Source organism: Streptomyces sp. NPDC007095 (assembly GCF_040634475.1).
GTDB lineage: Bacteria > Actinomycetota > Actinomycetes > Streptomycetales > Streptomycetaceae > Streptomyces.
In genome coordinates this window covers 1-16,641 of sequence record NZ_JBEYFS010000250.1, presented here as the reverse complement: position 1 = coordinate 16,641, position 16,641 = coordinate 1, and the positions used below count along the sequence as shown (strand labels likewise).

Genomic DNA, 16,641 nt, shown 5'->3' with positions numbered 1-16,641 from the left:
CCTGCTTTCAGGAGCCGGTCCCGGGCGGACCACATCCCGAGTAGGACGTCGCCCAACATGAGTACATCATCAGAGGTGTCCATTGCGGAACGCTGCGCAAGGCGGCCGAGGACGCCCGCACGGCGGCCAAGGGAGCGCGGCTGGCGGCGGATGCGGCCACACAGGCGGGCAATGCGGCGACCGAGGCGGGCAACGCGGCCAAGGCCGCCGCCGATGCCGGCACGAACGCCAACGCCGCGGCCGATGCGGCCGATCAGGCCAACGACTACGCCACCCAGGCCGGTGTCCACTCCAGCGAGGCCGGCGCCGAGGCAGCCGCGGCCCGCCGCCACGCAAACGAGGCCAACCGCGCCGCGAACGCGGCCGCGGAACTGGCCGGAGAAGCGGCTAGTGCGGCGAACGACGCGCGGGACGCGGCCAACGACGCAGCCACGCATGCGGACAACGCCGCCAAGGACGCCGATGACGCGGCCGCCCATGCCGGGGAGGCGGCCACCGCGGCCAAGCAGTCGGCGGCGCACGCCAAGGCCGCCCAGGACGCGGCCGACGCCGCCACCGCGGCGGTCGCCAAGGCGCAGAAGACCCACGACATCGCCGTCAAGGTCGAAACGGAGGGGCTGACCGAGCGGACCAACGCAGGTATCGCGCAGGCCAAGGACCTCAAGGCCCAGCAGGACCAGCGCGCCGCTGCGGACGCGGCAGCCGCCCAGCAGGTCAAGGATGTCGACGCCCAGGCGCAGAGCCTGGCTGCGCAGGCGACGCAGCCCGGAGCCGATCCCAAGGCCCTCGCTCCGGCCGGCCGCAAGGTCGCGCTGGCGACGATGCAGACCGCAGGGCCGTGGAGCAGAGGCGCCGCCGAGGTTGCCCTGACGGGCACCGACCAGGACGTGGTCGACTACCTCACCACCCGCCGCACGCAGGCCGCCCACCAGGACGACCGCTACCGTGTGCAGACCCTCGCACAGGAAAGCTCCCTGGCCTCGGTGCGCGCCGCCGCCGAGGAAGCGCTCAAGGGCAGTGACGATCAGGTCTCGGCGTTCCTCGCCACCGGGCAGTACCAGGCCGGGGCGCAGGACTTCCGGGTGAACATCGCCCAGATCATCAACGCCGGCGGACCGGTGGTGCAGCAGACCGGCCGGACCGCGCTGGACTCCAACGACCCACAGAAATTCCGGGAGTTCCTCACCACGGGTCAGTACCAGGCGCGCACCCAGGACGAACGTGTCCGTGCCGCCCAGCTGATCGACAGCGGCGGCCCACAGGTCAAATCGGCCGCCCGGATCGCGTTGGAGGGCCCCGATGATCTGCTGGACCAGTTCATTCAGGTCGGTCAGTACAAGGCCCAGCGCCAGGACTTCCTCGGCGCCACCCACACCGCGCAGATCGCCCAGCTGATCGCGGACGCCGCCGGTATCGCGGCCACCGCCCAGCAGAACGCTGCCGACGCCCACAAGGCCGCCGCCACCGCCGCCAAGGCCGCACAGCAGGCCGCCGACTGGGCGAAAAAGGCCGACGCATCCGGCAAGCAGGCCAAGGGCTACGCCGACCAAGCGGCCAAGTCGGCCAAGGACGCTCAGGCCTCCGCCGACCAGGCAGCCGCCTCCGCCCACACCGCCGCCAAGGCCGCCGCCTCCGCCGACCAGTCCGCGAACGACGCGGCCGTCTCCGCCGTCGACGCCGCCGGCTCCACCCAGTGGGCCCAGGCATCCGCCAGCGCCGCCTACACCGCCGGCGACCAGGCCCGCGCCTCCGCCACCGCGGCCGGCAAGGACTACAAGGCCGCCGACCAGGCCTTCAAAGATGCCTTCCAGGCGGCCGTGGAGAAGAAGGAAGCCGAACGCAAAGCCGCCGAGAACGACACCGGAAGCCAGGCCGAAGCCCGCTACCGCTGCGGCGTCCTCGGCTGCGACGCCGTCGAACACCCGGCGCACTGGTGCCAGCACAACGAGACCCTGTGCACGATCCTCTCCCAGGGCCCCGCCGTCGAAGCCGCAGCCAAGCAGCTGTGGAACGTGGAGAAGGACCTCCTCGGCCTCGGGCAACTCGACGCGTGCAGGGGCGGCAACGTCATCGCCTGCACCGAACTCGGCGAAGACGTCGTTCTCCAGTCAAAGTTCAAGTACCTCGAACGAGGGATGGAAGCGCTCGAGGACCTGCGCTACCAGCGGTACTTCCACCCGAACTGCACGCAGTGCTTCCCGGCCGGCACTAAAGTCCTCATGGCCAAGGCCGGCACCAAGAACATCGAGACCATCCACCCCGGCGACACCGTCCTGGCCACCGACCCGCTCACCGGGCACACCGCAGCACGCAAGGTCAGCCGCCTCATCATCACCGACGGCGACAAGCACTTCGACGAACTCACCATCGCAACCCCGGACGGGCCCCGGAACCTCACCGCCACCTACGAGCACCCCTTCTGGAGCCCCTCAGCACACCGATGGGTGAAAGCCCGCGACCTCACACCCGGCGCCACCCTCCTCAGCACCAACGGCGCCACCATCGGCGTCCAGACCAACCGAGCCTTCGACCAGCACACCCGCACTTACAACCTCACTGTCGACGACGTCCACACGTACTATGTGGTTGCTGGCGAAACGCCGGTGCTGGTGCACAACGCAAGTCCGTGTGCGATCAAGGATATCTGGCATCCGGGCAGTTTCGAAACTCCTGAAGCAAGCTTCGAATGGCACTATGCCCAAAGGCATGGAGCCCGGGCGGGCGTAACGCGCGAACAATATTTGCAGGATGCCAAAGGCTGGGCCGAGCGCCTGGCGCAGCCGGGCGGAAAGGTTGGCCTGAATGCGAAGAGATTGCCGATTGGCGATAACGGCGAGTTCGGCGTGAAATACGTCGATCCCCAGACCGGCATGGGCGGGATCCTGGGACCGGACGGAAGGGTCGTATCCTTCTGGTATTCAGCTGAAGACGACGGATAGGAAGGCGATACGGATGACGTTGACTTTCATGGATTCCTACACCCTGTGGTGCCGCCTGCCGTTTCCGTCGGGCGGCTCGACCGAGGGCTTGAAAATGACGTACGCCGATCTGGCGGAAGCCGACGAATACGTCACGACGGTCATCAGGTTCGTGGAACGCGGCATCTTCAAACCGGCGCCGGTCGACCTCCTCGCGATGCTCGAAGAGTTGATGCAGCGAATCAATCGGCTCGGTGACACGGCATCCGGTGAAGACCAGGCCGTCGTCCGCTCGCAACACGCATACGCGGCGCTGCTCGACCTCGTCTATCGGCAGTTCCTTGAGGTGGGACGTCCGCATGAATAGCAGAATCACCTTCCTCGGCACCGGCTGGCTCGGGGCGGAGTAAAGGGGTCGGGCTGAGCTTTAGAGGGCCCGCCGGGATTGCTTCCCGGCGGGCCTGCGCGATCTTGGTGGCTAATTCCAACTGTCATGCAGACAAGCCGAGTTGGCGGGCGATGAGGTGACTGGCGGAGTCGGTCGTGGGTTTGTCCGTGCGCCAGGGGTGGCAGCGCGACGAGGAGCTAGTGGATCATGAGCGCTGGTGATCACTCGTGGGTCTTCTCGGATCGGAGCGTGTCGTGTCGGTGCAGCCCCCTCCGAGGTCACCGGAGCGCGTCTCGGCGACGACCGCCGCACGCTGCTTCTCGACGCGCCGGTGCCCAGTGGCGCTCACGCGTGCGTGCGCAAGCTCAAGGCGGTGCTCACCGACCCGATGGCGGATCTCGTGCGGGTGCAGATCACCTTCACCTCGCCGTTCGGGGACAGGGCTTCCGGGTGCACCAAGGAGAGCACGGCCACGGCGAAGGTCAGGCTGCCCATGCCGTTGGGCGACCGGGACGTGATCGTCGACAACTACACGCGCTTCACTGCCGATGGTGCCAAGCCGCCCGGGCTGCGGTTGTGCGGGAAGCTGGGCTGCACACCGCCGGCCACCGGCTGCACCGCCGCCTCCTACGACCAGGCGTTGATGGCGGTCGACGCGCCCGAACACACGTACCGGGACTCGGAGAAGTGCGACGGGAAGTGGCTGGTGCTGGACTTCTCCTGGCGCACGGGACCGGCCTGCGGCGACTCGACGGACCCCGCCTGCTCGTCCCGGCTGGGCGACCGCTGGTTCTTCCGGGCGAGGAACACGGGCTGGGCGCCGGTCGTCCGGACCTCGGCCGGAGGCTGCCGGGACGTGCAGCGCGCGGAGCCCGCCTTCCCGGCCTCGCTGTGCGCGTTGCTGGCTCCGCTGTCCCCCTCGCTGCACCCGAGTTTTCCTCCGCCGTCCGCCTCCCCGACCGCCGGTGTGCGTTCCACTGCGACGACCACCCCGTGACGACCATGTGTGAGGGGGCACTCCAGGCTCTGCGCCCTCTTCCGGCCGTCTCATGGGGCGTCGCTGCCCCGCCTCACTCCACTGTGTGGGCGGTGGTACAGGCTGCCCAGCATGTGGAGCAGCGTGCCGCGGCGATCATCAGCTTGACGAGAGTCCCAGCGGCACCGCCCACAACCAACCTCCTCGAAGCCCCCCCCAACACCCGCCACCACCAGCATGGATGAGGTTTCCGGCAAGGACACCGTGCAGGCGAAGCCTCTGACGTGATTAGCGGACACGGCCGGAGCGTGGGGATCAGGGCCCCGACCTGGACGGATGAACTATCGGCACCCGCAAGGTCGCGGTGCCAGCGCGGGATAGTGTCCGGGCGGACCAGGAGCTGGAGGCCGCGCATTTTCTCGAGTTGCAGGTGGTGGAGCAGACCTGCGAGCAGGAACCGGTCGTCGTGGGTGAACGCGTACTTGGCTGCCTGGCGTTGCAGGACAGAGAGTTGGTGTCGCAGCACCAGGATCTCGATCGCCTTCTCGCGCTCACTCATCGGCGGCAGGTGTATCAAGGAGACCGTGTTCGTGACGGCGAAGTAGACCAAGCGCAGTAGCACGGCTGATCATCATGCCAAGGCGGCGTCTGCCCCGCTGGCAGCCGGCTGGATTCGGTTCATCGCTGATCAGTGGCCTGACCAGGACGGATGATTATTCGGCACTCGCAGAGTTGGTCTTGTCCGGCAGGTGCCAGGAGTCTGCGGACTTCTGCCGCGGTGAGGGCTGTGAGGCGGGCCGTGTCGTTTCTTCGGCCTTTCCTTCGACCGCCGCGGCGGCGAGCCGCTGATGCGGGAGGGGGCGGGTTCGGGTGTCAGCACGAGACGCCGTGCCCGAACCCCCGGGGACGAGTGGGGCCGGAGGGTGGTTACGGCACGCGGGGTGCTGCCGGTGCCCTCACTCTCCTAAGGAGAAAATCGGCGCCCGATCGTGCCACCGCAGCTTTCAGAGGGCGGTATGTGGCGTGATGTCGCATCTGTCGTCGCTGGAACGTGTGGCATCGCGGCATCTCCGCTGCTCGGGAGGCTCGGGAGCGCTGGAGTGTCACCCGTGAGCGACCGCCAGTCCTACAAGAGCGACTTCTCCGACGAGCGCTGGGCCCTGATCGAGCCCGTGGTGGCCTCGTGGGAGGCCCGGCACCCCTCAGTCAGCGGTCACCAGGGCAACTACGACATGCGGGAGATCGTCAACGCCCTGCTCTACCAGTCCCGGACCGGTTGCCAGTGGGACTACCTCCCTCACGACCTGCCGCCCGCCGGCGCGGTGAAGTACTACTTCTACAAATGGCTCTACCTTCTTCTCCGGGTCGGTCCTCCCGTTCGTAGGGTGGGGACACCCAGGGGAACCGGGTGTGGCTTACAAGTGGCTGCCGTCTGTGGCTCGTCGCGCTTGGCCGCCCAGTTCCCCACGACGACTCGGCCGCCGATTGGGAAGTGCGAACAAGTCGCTGCGTAGAGCAATGCCGGCGAGGTCGTCCGTGGTACGAACTGCTGACGAGCATGTTCCCGGCCCTGGACCGCGCCCTCGACCTGAACACCGCTGGTGCCTTGGTCCTGCTGAGCGGTTACCAGACCCCGGCCGCGATCCGCCGCGTGGGCAAGCGCCGCCTGACGACCTGGCTGAGCAACCGGAAGGTCTACCGGCCCGAGGCGCTGGCGGCCAAGGCGGTCGAGGCCGCCGAGCGGCAGCACACCGCCGTCACCGGTGAGAGGGCCATCGCGAAGATGGTGCATACCTTGGCGAAGGAGGTGATGGCCCTCAACGAGAAGATCACCGAGATGGACAAGCTGATCGAGGGCCGGTTTCGCGAGCACGAACTCGCCGACGTGATCACATCCATGCCGGGTATCGGGCCGATCCTGGGCGCCGAGTTCCTCGCCGCCACTGGCGGCGGGATCGATGCCTTCGCCACCGCCGACCGGCTGGCGGCGTTCGCCGGGGTGGCTCCCGCACCCCGCGACTCCGGACAGATCAGTGGCAACCTTCACCGGCCCAAGCGATATCACCGACGCCTGCAACGCGTCTTCTACCAGTCCGCCATGGTCAGCATCCGGTGCGACCCCAACTCCCGCCGCTTCTATGACAGGAAGCGCGCCGAGGGCAAACACCACGTCCAGGCCGTCCTCGCCCTCGCACGGAGGCGCGTCAACGTCCTAATTCCCGTGTAACGAGCTCACCGGCTCTTGCCGGTCGGTGAGTTGGTTCGAACGGGTTGTGACGCCTGCACTCCACCGGGCCGTCAAGGTCTCCGACGAGCACGGTTGCGCAACCCAGCTGGCGGGTGGTGGTCTCGTGAGTTCCGGTGGATACCTCTCAACGTCACGGCCAAGATGCCTTCCCACAGAGCGGTGCCATCCGGTGCTCTCCTGGCCGCCACCCACCCAGCGCTGACGCTGCTGGTGGTTGTGTGGGCTCCAGACACACGCCTTCTTTCAGCCGGCCATGACGTCTCCGCCAAGATCGGCGGCGTTCGGTGCCTTCACGGCCACCAGCGGCGTCAACACCGTTTGCTTGATCACTCGTTGGAGTTCGTGGTGCGAGCCCGTCGCACGGTGATCTCTCGCTATCCCCGAGCCGTCTGAGCTCTGGGAACAGACCGGGGCCCGTGCGGTGAGCTGGTGCCACGAACGGCTTGTGAGGTGTCGGCCCGTTCCTTGATCGAGGCCTGGAATTAGGTCGCTGCGTGGCCCCGCATGCGCTCGTGACCAGCGCAAACACCCGCACATAGGGGAGGGAAAGTTGATCTACTGCGGCATCGACTGGGCCGAGAAGACACACGACGTCGCCCTGGTCGACGACGACGGCACGCTCCTGGCCAAGCGCCACATCACAGACGACGCAGCCGGCTACAAGATCCTGCTGGACCTGCTCGCCGAGCACGGCGACACCGAGGACAACCCGATCCCGGTCGCCATCGAAACCTCCCGCGGCCTGCTCGTCGCCGTCCTGCGGACCGGGAAACGCCAGGTCTACGCCATCAACCCGATGGCCGCCGCACGCTACCGCGACCGCTACGCCGTCACACGGAAGAAGTCCGACCCCGGCGACGCCCTCGTCCTGGCGAACATCCTCCGCACCGACCGGCACGCCCACCGCCCCCTGCCCCAGGACAGCGACCTGGCCCGCGCCATCGCCGTCCTCGCCCGCGCCCAGCAGGACGCGGTCTGGAACCGGCAGCAGCTGTCCAACCAGCTCCGCTCGCTCCTGCGCGAGTACTTCCCGGCCGCCCTCGACGCCTACCTGCACTGGCAGAACGGCCTCTGCCGCCCCGAGTCCCGCATCCTGCTGGAACTCGCACCCACCCCCTCGAGAGCCGTCAGGCTGTCGCTCGCGCAACTGCGCTCGGCGCTCAAGCGTGCCGGCCGCCAACGCCGGATCGATGCCGACGCCGAACGGATCCGCGAGGTCCTGCGGGCCGACTACGCGCACCAGCCGCCGCTGGTCGAGGACGCGCTCGGCAAGCAGATGCTCGCCCTGCTGCGGCAGCTCGACGCCGCCTGCGCGGCCGCCGACCAGCTCGCCGAGGCGGTGGAAGAGGCTTTCCCTCAGCACCCGGACGCCGAGATCATCCTGAGCTTCCCCGGGCTCGGAACCCAGCTCGGCGCCCGGCTCCTGGCTGAGATCGGGGACGATCACACCCGCTTCACCACCGCCCGCGGCATGAAGGCCTACGCCGGCGCATCCCCGATCACCAGGGCCTCCGGGAAGAAGTCCAGCATCACCAGACGCTGGGTGAAGAACGACCGGCTCAACCACACCGGCTACCTCTGGGCCTTCGCAGCCCTGACCGCCTCCCCCGGGGCCAAGGCACACTACGACCGACGCCGCGAGGCCGGGGACTGGCACGCCGCCGCTCAGAGAAACCTGTTCAACAAGATGATCGGCCAGCTCTACTACTGCCTCCAAAAACACATCCTGTTCGACGAGACTCTCGCCTTCCGCATCGAACTACCCGCCGCTGCTTGACACGTTGCAACCGTGAGGTGTCTGTGGGCCTTGATCCGTGACCGACGGTGCTACACCGTCACACCCCCAGTCACTCACGCCGCTTGACATCCCTATTGGGAAGCGCGACGACGGCACCGACCAGACCATCCACGACCTGCTGCGCTGGCAGGTCCGGGAGAAGAGGGGCCAATTAGCCGACCCCAGCCTGGTGGTGCTCGACACCCAGAGCCTGCACGCCGCCGCGGGGGTCCCGGCCGGCACGACCGGACGGGACGCGAACAAGAAGGTGCCTGGTCGCAAGCGGGGCCTTGCCGTCGACGTCCTGGGCCTGGTGATCGCGGTGGTGGTGCTCGCCGCCTCCGTCCACGACAACGCCTTCGGCACCGCCCTGCTCGACAAGGTCGCAGCGAACACCGGCACCGTGACGAAGGCCCTGGTGGACCAGGGGTTCAAGAAGACCGTCGTGGACCACGGGCAGCAGGTGGGCATCGAGGTCGAAGTCGTCGCGCGGAACCCGGCCGATGTCGGGTTCGTCCCGCAGTCCAAGCGGTGGATCGTGGAGCAAACGAACGGGATCTTGATGCTGCACCGCCGGCTGGTGCGCGACTACGAGCACCGGACCGCCTCGGCCGAGTCCCGGGTGTACTGGGCGATAAGCGACCGGATGTCGAGGATGCTGACCGGCCCCTCCACCCCTGTCTGGCGTGGAGCGTGACCAATGGAGAGCTGACTTTGGGGGCGGTACTTGTTCGGCTGGAGGAGCGGGAGCGTGAGATCGCCGCGCATGCTGAGGCGGCTCGGGAGAAGATCGCGGAGCTGACAGCATTGTTGGACGGGTTCGACACAGCCGCCGAGGAGATCCGAATCACCCGCAAGACACTGCTGGAACTGCCCGATCCACCACCGTCCGTGCCGCCGGCCGCGAAACTGCCGGACCATCCGGCCTACCAGCAGATCATGGCGGTCTTCGCCGCGGCCAATGCCCCGCTGCGGGCGCGGGCGGTGTGTGAGGCGATGGACGTGGAGATCGCGCCCAGCAGCATCAACAACGTCCGCCTGAAGCTCAAGCGGCTCGCCGAGCGGGGAATCCTGGCCGAGACCGAGCAGGGGCTGTTCACCCTGCCGCGACCGTAACCTCCGTCCCGGACACCGGGCATCAGCTCGCGCGTCGCCCTGTGAGCAGGTCCTGGTACGACTTGGACTGGAGCTGCAGGGGTGGAGCCAGGTCGCCAAAGGACTTGCCGAAGGCTTGCGGCGACCGCGCCAGTTCCATCAGCACCTGGTCCGCTGTGTCGTCGCCGGCAAGGTCGGGCGCCAGGGCCGCGCAGGCCCGAACGCCTGCATGCGGGTCAGCCAGCCAGGGGCGCGTGTCACCGTTGAGGTGGCCAATGGCGATCACAATCGTCGCCAGGTCGTGCGAGGAATCGGCGGCCCTGGCCATCGACGTCAACTGTTTCAGCAGCTCCGGACGTTGCGCGGAGGCTGCGGGATGCCGCGCCAGTGACCCGACAGCTGCGGCGGCGCATGTCCTGCGCCTGGCGCGATCCGACCCGAGGTGCGGCAGTGTTCGCCGCAGGAGCGCGGGAACCAGGTCGAAGCAGGCAAGCGCCGCCTGAGCGAGGACGAGTTCACCCAGCCCCGTGCCGTCCCGCCATATCCGGGCCCTGCCATCCGCATCGGTCGACACGTACTCGGCAGTCCAGGCCCGCAGCTCCGGTGCGCGGTCTTTGACCCGAGCACGGATCTCCGCAGCCCGGTCTCCGAGGTCGGCGGCGACGCCGACCTCGTACAGATAGGCGAGCATGGCATCGGGCAACGAGGGATCATCCGGCCCCAGCAGCGGATTGTCCAGGAGCTCGGCGACAAGCAGCGCGGTGGGCGCCGTCGCAGGCCAGGCCTTGCCCTCGCGACGAAGCGTCGCCGACCACAGGTGCGAGTACCCGTCGACGAAAGCCTCCGCATCGTCGCCGAGGAGAGCAGCCAGATGCCGCGGCGTGTCGCCGGCGGGGCCCGAAGCATGGAAGAGGCCGGACCAATCCACGTCATACGTACGGTCATCCACAACGGGGATGGTGCCATAACACCTCGACGGGCTCACATTGCCCAGACTCACTCCGGATCGGCGGACACGTTCACCCAGCCCGGCCCCCGACCCCGGACACCCGACCCGCCAACCTCACTCAACCCGCAGTCACGAACCGGACATCAACTTGCGTATCGCCCTCTCAGTGGGCATTTAGAGAAGCTCTGTGCCAGTAAGTAACTTTCGTGGCCGTCGCGCTTGAGGCGTTTGCCTCATACGCACACCCTCGCGTCCATCGAGCTGCGGACTTGACCGCCCGTTTGCTCCGGTTCTCGTGCACGAAGTCCGTCTGGTTTGAAGATCAGGCAAAAACGCCCAGCAGCAGCGGAACGGCACCGTCCGCCACATCCATGATCACGCTACGGCGTGAGCCAGCGGAAGCCGTACCCCAGCGACCTGTCCGACGCCCGATGGGCCTTAATCGAGCCGACGCTGACGGCCTGGAGAAAAGCCCGGCCCGACCGCAGGCCCACCGGCCAGCCGGCCAAGGTCGACCTGCGCGACGTATTCAACGCACTCCTCTACATCAACCGCACCGGAATCCCCTGGAAATACCTCCCGCACGACTTCCCGAACCACGGCACTGTCTACGCCTACTACGCAGCCTGGCGCGACGAGGTAATCCTCGCCCAGCTCAACTACGACCTGACCGGCCTGGCCCGCGTGAAAGAGGGTCGCAAGCCCGAGCCGACCGCTTCCGTGATCGACACCCAGAGCGTGAAGACCTCCACCAACGTGCCCCTGACCAGCCAGGGAACCGACGCCGCCAAGAAGATCGTCGGCAGGAAACGGGGCATCCTCACCGACACAATCGGACTGATCCTCGCCGTGACCGTCACCGCCGCGAGCCTGTCCGAGAACGCCGTCGGAATCCAGCTCCTCGACCAGGCCAAGAAGACCTACCCGACCATCTCCAAGAGCTGGGTCGACACCGGCTTCAAGAACGCCGTCATCGAGCACGGCGCCAGCCTCGGAATCGACGTCGAAGTCGTCAACAGAAACCCAGGAGTTCGCGGCTTCCACGTTGTCAAAAGGCGCTGGGTTGTCGAACGAAGTATTGGCTGGATCATGCTGCACCGGCGCCTCGCCCGAGACTACGAGACCCTGCCCGCCAGCTCCGAGGCCATGATCCACGTCGCCTCAATCGACAACCTCACCAAGCGCATAACGGACGAGACGACACACACCTGGCGAGGAACTTACTAGCAGATAAAGGGCAATCCACCTAGATCAAACGCCCTCTCAGAACTGCTCCTTGGCCAGCGCGGCGGCCAGCCGCTGCTCGGCCGCCGCCCGGCGGCGGAAGGCGGCACGCACGCTCATCCCGACCGCGCCCGCGGCTTTGGCCATGACCTGGCGCTCCAGCCGCGTCTGCGCGATGAGTTCTGCCTCTTCCTTGGTGATGATCCCGGCGTTCGCGGCGCGCTCCAGTACCGCGAACACCTCGGCGCTGCCCGGCGAGGCCAGGTGCAGCGGGATCACGTTCTCGTCCAGCGGCACCGTCGCCGTACGCCGCGCCCGCTGCGTGGCGTAGATGAGGCGGTGCGCCGCCCGGTCCCCGGCCCGCACCAGCCGCAGCCCGGCCTCCTCCGCCCCCACCGGCAGGGCCGCGAGCTCGACGGTCACCGCCGCCAGCACCTCCTGCTCCAGCTCACAGGCCTCGATCTCCGCCAGCCGGGGCAACCGGGCGAGCGCGCGCCGCAGCCCGGGCACGATGAAGCCGACGGCGACGGTGCCCCACGGCTCGCCCTGCTCCTGGCGGCGGCGCAGGACTTCACGCCACACCCCGGCACGGGCCTGAGCCGTGCAACTGGGGTGGACCAGCCGCGAACGGACCATGGTCACCGGCAGCGCTCCCGCCTCCGGGTCGGTGAGCAGCGAAGCCGGCAGAGTCAGCGGCCACGGCGCGGCGGCCAGCGTGAGGAACGCCGACTCGACCCGCAGATCTGCCGCCGACCAGCAGCTCTTCCGTGCCCGGACAGCGGAGAAATTCACCGAAGAAATTCTTGAGAACTGGCTTGCGCTGCTGCGAACCCGTCCTCTGCGCCCGATACCGACCGGAAGCCGTCGGCGTCGGCTGAACCGTATTGAGGCGTCGCCGGCAAATGCGCCCCCTCATGGCAGATCGGCCGGTGACCAGCAATTTCTCCGGCGCTCAGGGTCTCTGCCGCGCAAGACCATGGCCTTGCGGCTGGCACGATCAGCCGCCGAAATTCTCCTTAGACGGGTGTCAGCACGACCCGGCGCCCGGCCCGCCCAGCGCACCCCATCCATGACCAAGCCGTACGACGACGAACGCGTCGCCCTTGTCGACCACTATCTGGCTGTCCGGCCCGCACGACACCAAGCCCTCTCCCGTCGCCCCGTCCGTCCTGCCCGCCTGGGCCATCGACAAGATCCGCACCGAGTTCACGCACCGCCCCGGCCGCCCGCACGCCCCGCTGCTGCGCCTGACCTCGGCGACACCGAACCCGGCATGGACGCCCGCACCCCCTGCGCCGTGGTAGACGCCACCTGCGACGACACGTACACCTCGCCGCGCAGCAAGCCGGTGCTCCTCGCGGAACTCCACCCCGCCACGCTCCCCGCAACCGCCGTGCACAGCCGCTACGGCAGCGACGACCAAGGCGCCATCGACGACGCCTGGCCCGGCTTCTTCCACCGCGCCCACCGCCTCCTGCGCGGACACGGCCTGCTGCTCCTGGCCACCCGCCAGCGCCGCGACACCGGCCGGCTCACCGACCCGCTCGGCCTGCTCGTCGCCTCCGCCCGCACCGCAGGATTCCGCTACCTGCAGCACATCGTGATCGTCCACGGCCACCCGGTCGACGACCGGATCGTGCCCGGACCACCCGACGACGCTCCGCCCGGACTCACCCACGCCGACCTGCTCGTCCTGCGCGCGGAGGGCAACGGATCGTGAAGACGCATGCGCCGCTGTCGGTGTGGAACACCACCCCCACCTCCGCCCCCGCCCAGCGAGCCGACCGCTACGTGCGCGGCTCCGCCGCCCACCCCGCCAAGATGCTCCCGCAGATCGCCGCCCACACCATCACCACCTACGCCCGCCCCGGCGACCTGGTCCTCGACCCGATGTGCGGCAGCGGCGCCACCCTCGTCGAAGCCGTCCACCTCGGCCGCCACGCCCTGGAAACCGAGTACGAACCCCAGTGGGCCACCCTCGCCGACCAGAACCTACGCCGCGCCGACGCCCAAGGCGCGCCCGGCACCGGAGCCGTCTACCGGGGTGACGCCCGCCATCTCACCACCCTGATCCCGGGCGCCTTCCACGGCCTGGTCGACCTCGTCGTCACCCCACCCCCTACGGGGCCAGCGTCCACGGCCAGGTCGGCTCCTCCCGCGAAACCGGCGAACGCGGCGTCGTCAAAAGGGACTACCACTGCAGCCGCGACCCCGGAAACCTCGCCCACGTCGTCCTCGAAACCCTCCTGGAAGCCTTCACCGAGATCATCATCCAGTGCCGCCACATGCTCCGCCCCGGCGGCCACGCCGTGATCACCACCTGCCCCTGGCGCGACCGCGGCGAACTCGTCGACCTGCCGTCCGCCGTCCTCGCCGCGGCGGAAGCCGCCGGCCTCATCCCCGTCGAACGCTGCGTCGCCCTCCTCGCCGGCATCCGCGACGGCCGGCTCATCCCCCGCCCCTCCTTCTTCCAGATGAAGAACATTCGCGACGCCCGCCGCCAAGGGGCTTCCGGGCGCGGTCATCGCGCACGAGGACACGCTGATCCTCCGCCGCCCTCAGACGCCCGCGGGTTCACGCGAAGTCAGGAACGCGGCACCACCGCCCGGACGTCCCGCCCGTGCATGCCGCGAGCCGGGGACGCCGGCGGCCTTCCGCTCCCGCACCTGCCGAGACGGAGGCCGGCATGGCGGCAGCTGAACTGAAGATCGGCTCACTGTGCAGCGGCGTGGGCGGCCTGGACCTCGGAGTCCAGGCCGCGCTCGGGGACCGAGCCGCCCGGCACGCCGAGGCGACCCCCTGAGTCACCGCGACCGAGGGCCTCTCGGGCCGCGCAGATCTGCTCTCATCTTGCCTCTTCGGGCGCGCGGCGCCAGGACGAGCGTGAAACCTGACTATCTTGAGGCGATTTCCTGCACACAGTGAAGGTCTTCCCAACGAGTGAATAGGCGCGCAATGACTGGTCGAAGGAGAGCTCTATTGATGGTCGAATGCAGCCATTCACCTGATCCGGGACGCAAAGAGAACACCGACTCAAGGTCTGCCGGAAAAATAATCCAGGTGGCGCTCCCTGATGAAGCGCCAACAGTGAACGAAGAGGCCGCTGGAGCACTGCTGCGGTTTATCCTTCATGAATACGAGCGCATCCGAAAGGCGCGTAACGAGGGCCATTTGAAGTAATCCTCGCGATGGGAAAGCCGCAAGATTTTCAGCTCTCAGAGCAAGGGTGGCGCTCTATGAAGAGTGCGACTAAAACGTTGGATACCCCGATGTGAACGCACACCGGGCAAGATTCACGGAGCGCTACACCATGATTCGATTCGTATTCGCCGGGCGCGTTTCCCGGGAAGACCTTCAAGATCCTGAAGCCTCAAGAGCGTGGCAGCGTCATCGGTCAGAGACGCTGATCTCACCTACTGGTGGAGTAATCGTAGGCGAGTACTTCGATGTGGGGCAGACCCGCGCGTTGCCGTGGCAGAGGCGGCCGCGAGCCAATGAGTTGCTGGAAGAGTTGAAGAATCCGAATCGAGGGTTCGATGCGGTTGTGATCGGTGAACCACAACGCATGTTCTACGGCAACCAGTTCAGCCTGATCTTCCCGTTGTTTGAGCACTACCGGGTACCGCTCTGGGTGCCGGAGGTAGGAGGTCCCGTCGACCCCAGTTCGGACGCACATGACCTACTCATGTCCATCTACGGCGGCACTTCAAAGGCCGAACGCAATCGCATCAAGATCCGAGTGCGCGCAGCGATGGAGGCGCTGACGGCTGCTGAAGGCCGGTTTCTCGGAGGCCGGCCACCTTATGGGTACAAGCTGGTGGACGCCGGTCCACATCCGAACCCGGCACGGGCGTCTGACGGCAAGCGCTTGTACCGCCTGGAGCTCGACCCAGAGACGGCGCCTGTCGTCACGCGCATCTACCGGGAGTATCTGAGGGGAAGGGGCATCCACGCGATCGCGGAAGGGCTGACACGTTCCGGCGTTCCGTGCCCGTCCAGGTATGACCCGAACCGGAACCGACACCGGAACACCGCTGCCTGGTCAAAGAACACCGTGCGTGCCATCCTCCAGAATCCGCGATACACGGGCCACCAAGTATGGAACCGGCACCGTAAAGAAGAGGTGCTGATCGACGTAGATGACGTCACCCTTGGACATCGAAGCCAGCTAGTGCTCAATTCCCCTGACAAATGGATCTACTCCATGGGGCAGACGCACGACCCCATTGTGATGCCCGAAGTATTTGATGAGGTGCAACGCAGAATGGCGATTCGCCGTAACGCTGTTGTTCACGAGAGAAGTCCGCGCGCTACTGATCGCCCCTATGCGCTGAGGGGACTTCTCCGCTGCGGTCTCTGCGAACGCAAGATGCAGGGCAGTTACCATAACGGTCGGCCCTACTATCGCTGCACTTACCCGGGAGCCTACGTTAAGGAAAAAGGGCTCGACCATCCCGTGACAATCAACCTACGTGAGGATCATCTCCTGCCGTCGCTGGACGCCTGGATTGCACAAGTTTTCGATGAAGCGCGCCTCGACGAGACTCTGCGAGCGATGCTGCAAACCGGACAAACCGGACCTCGCAAGGACTCGGAAGCAGAGGCAGCCAGGCGCACGCTGGCCGCGATCGAGCGACGCCTCGCCAAATACCGTGCCGCGCTCGATGCAGGGGCGGATCCGACAGTAGTCGCCGGGTGGATTACGGAAGCGCAAAGGGAGAGGGGGCTGGCGGAGCACCGCCTGACACGGCGCTCTATGCATGCGGCACATCCGCTCACCGATGACGAGCTCCGTGATATTGTCGCCGAACTCGGGAACATGAAGGACCGGCTGCTCCACGCAGAACCCAGCCGCAAGGAAGAGCTGTACCGAGAGTTCGGTCTCTGCATGACGTACAACGTCCGAACACGTACGCTCAGCGTCGAGTCCCGACCCGAACCGATGTCCCGCGTGTGGTTAGGGGCGAATCCCCGGGGCGTAACGACCCATATCCACGCGCCCGCGTTCCGTGTCGAGTTGAAGATTCCGATTGTGGAGCGGGTTCGTGACCCGAAGGGCTTCTTTC

General features: G+C 67.3%; 14 protein-coding genes and 2 pseudogenes. 13 read left to right on the top strand and 3 right to left on the bottom strand.

Going from position 1 to position 16,641, the window contains the following annotated elements:
- Positions 1 to 929 (bottom strand): hypothetical protein (locus ABZ656_RS48810; RefSeq protein WP_360277837.1); only part of this gene is annotated, 929 nt, incomplete at its 3' end.
- Here ABZ656_RS48810 and ABZ656_RS48805 point away from each other — a divergent pair.
- From ABZ656_RS48805 to ABZ656_RS48770, 8 genes and pseudogenes are all read left to right on the top strand, one after another.
- A complete protein-coding gene (locus ABZ656_RS48805) occupies positions 822 to 2,939 on the top strand; it encodes a polymorphic toxin-type HINT domain-containing protein (protein WP_360277834.1) in 2,118 nt (705 codons plus the stop codon). The genes ABZ656_RS48810 and ABZ656_RS48805 overlap by 108 nt on opposite strands.
- 28 nt (positions 2,940 to 2,967) lie before the next feature.
- Positions 2,968 to 3,285 (top strand): hypothetical protein, encoded by a 318-nt coding sequence (locus ABZ656_RS48800; RefSeq protein ID WP_261689159.1) that lies wholly within the window; start codon positions 2,968 to 2,970, stop codon positions 3,283 to 3,285.
- A 376-nt stretch (positions 3,286 to 3,661) separates the two neighbouring features.
- The gene (locus tag ABZ656_RS48795) at positions 3,662 to 4,303 is read left to right on the top strand and encodes a hypothetical protein (protein WP_360277830.1); all 642 of its coding nucleotides are present in this window, start codon (positions 3,662 to 3,664) and stop codon (positions 4,301 to 4,303) included.
- Positions 4,304 to 5,391: 1,088 nt separating this feature from the next.
- Positions 5,392 to 5,619: pseudogene (locus ABZ656_RS48790) on the top strand (transposase); the annotation flags it as partial.
- Positions 5,620 to 5,849: 230 nt separating this feature from the next.
- Positions 5,850 to 6,509, top strand: a pseudogene (locus tag ABZ656_RS48785) (transposase); the annotation flags it as partial.
- Positions 6,510 to 7,065: 556 nt separating this feature from the next.
- Entirely contained in the window at positions 7,066 to 8,307 is a 1,242-nt protein-coding gene (locus ABZ656_RS48780) for an IS110 family transposase (RefSeq protein WP_360277843.1), read from the top strand.
- A gap of 88 nt (positions 8,308 to 8,395) precedes the next feature.
- Positions 8,396 to 9,004 carry a transposase gene (locus ABZ656_RS48775; RefSeq protein ID WP_360277840.1) on the top strand — a complete coding sequence of 203 codons (609 nt, stop codon included), beginning with the start codon at positions 8,396 to 8,398 and terminating at the stop codon, positions 9,002 to 9,004.
- Positions 9,001 to 9,423 carry a hypothetical protein gene (locus ABZ656_RS48770; protein ID WP_360277827.1) on the top strand — a complete coding sequence of 141 codons (423 nt, stop codon included), beginning with the start codon at positions 9,001 to 9,003 and terminating at the stop codon, positions 9,421 to 9,423. Before ABZ656_RS48775 ends, ABZ656_RS48770 begins: the two co-directional genes overlap by 4 nt.
- A 22-nt stretch (positions 9,424 to 9,445) precedes the next feature.
- Here ABZ656_RS48770 and ABZ656_RS48765 read toward each other — a convergent pair whose 3' ends face one another.
- Positions 9,446 to 10,351: a hypothetical protein gene (locus tag ABZ656_RS48765; RefSeq protein WP_360277824.1), complete on the bottom strand. Its 906-nt coding sequence runs from the start codon at positions 10,349 to 10,351 to the stop codon at positions 9,446 to 9,448.
- Positions 10,352 to 10,738: 387 nt separating this feature from the next.
- On the opposite strand from ABZ656_RS48765, the gene ABZ656_RS48760 reads away from it, so the two are divergent.
- A complete protein-coding gene (locus tag ABZ656_RS48760) occupies positions 10,739 to 11,578 on the top strand; it encodes an IS5 family transposase (protein ID WP_360277821.1) in 840 nt (279 codons plus the stop codon).
- 36 nt (positions 11,579 to 11,614) lie between these two features.
- Here the strand turns inward: ABZ656_RS48760 and ABZ656_RS48755 are convergent, their stop codons facing one another.
- Positions 11,615 to 12,367 carry a hypothetical protein gene (locus ABZ656_RS48755; protein WP_360277818.1) on the bottom strand — a complete coding sequence of 251 codons (753 nt, stop codon included), beginning with the start codon at positions 12,365 to 12,367 and terminating at the stop codon, positions 11,615 to 11,617.
- Positions 12,368 to 12,678: 311 nt separating this feature from the next.
- Between ABZ656_RS48755 and ABZ656_RS48750 the strand changes: the two genes are divergently transcribed.
- The 4 genes from ABZ656_RS48750 to ABZ656_RS48735 all read left to right on the top strand — a co-directional run.
- Complete coding sequence (locus ABZ656_RS48750) at positions 12,679 to 12,879, top strand: hypothetical protein (protein WP_360277815.1); 201 nt, start codon at positions 12,679 to 12,681, stop codon at positions 12,877 to 12,879.
- On the top strand, positions 12,849 to 13,295 hold the full coding sequence (locus tag ABZ656_RS48745) for a hypothetical protein (protein ID WP_360277812.1): 447 nt from the start codon (positions 12,849 to 12,851) through the stop codon (positions 13,293 to 13,295). The genes ABZ656_RS48750 and ABZ656_RS48745 overlap by 31 nt, the downstream gene beginning before the upstream one ends.
- Positions 13,292 to 13,888 (top strand): DNA methyltransferase, encoded by a 597-nt coding sequence (locus ABZ656_RS48740; protein ID WP_360277809.1) that lies wholly within the window; start codon positions 13,292 to 13,294, stop codon positions 13,886 to 13,888. Before ABZ656_RS48745 ends, ABZ656_RS48740 begins: the two co-directional genes overlap by 4 nt.
- Before the next feature lie 997 nt (positions 13,889 to 14,885).
- A partial coding sequence (locus ABZ656_RS48735; RefSeq protein ID WP_360277806.1) for a recombinase family protein occupies positions 14,886 to 16,641 on the top strand: 1,756 nt, incomplete at its 3' end.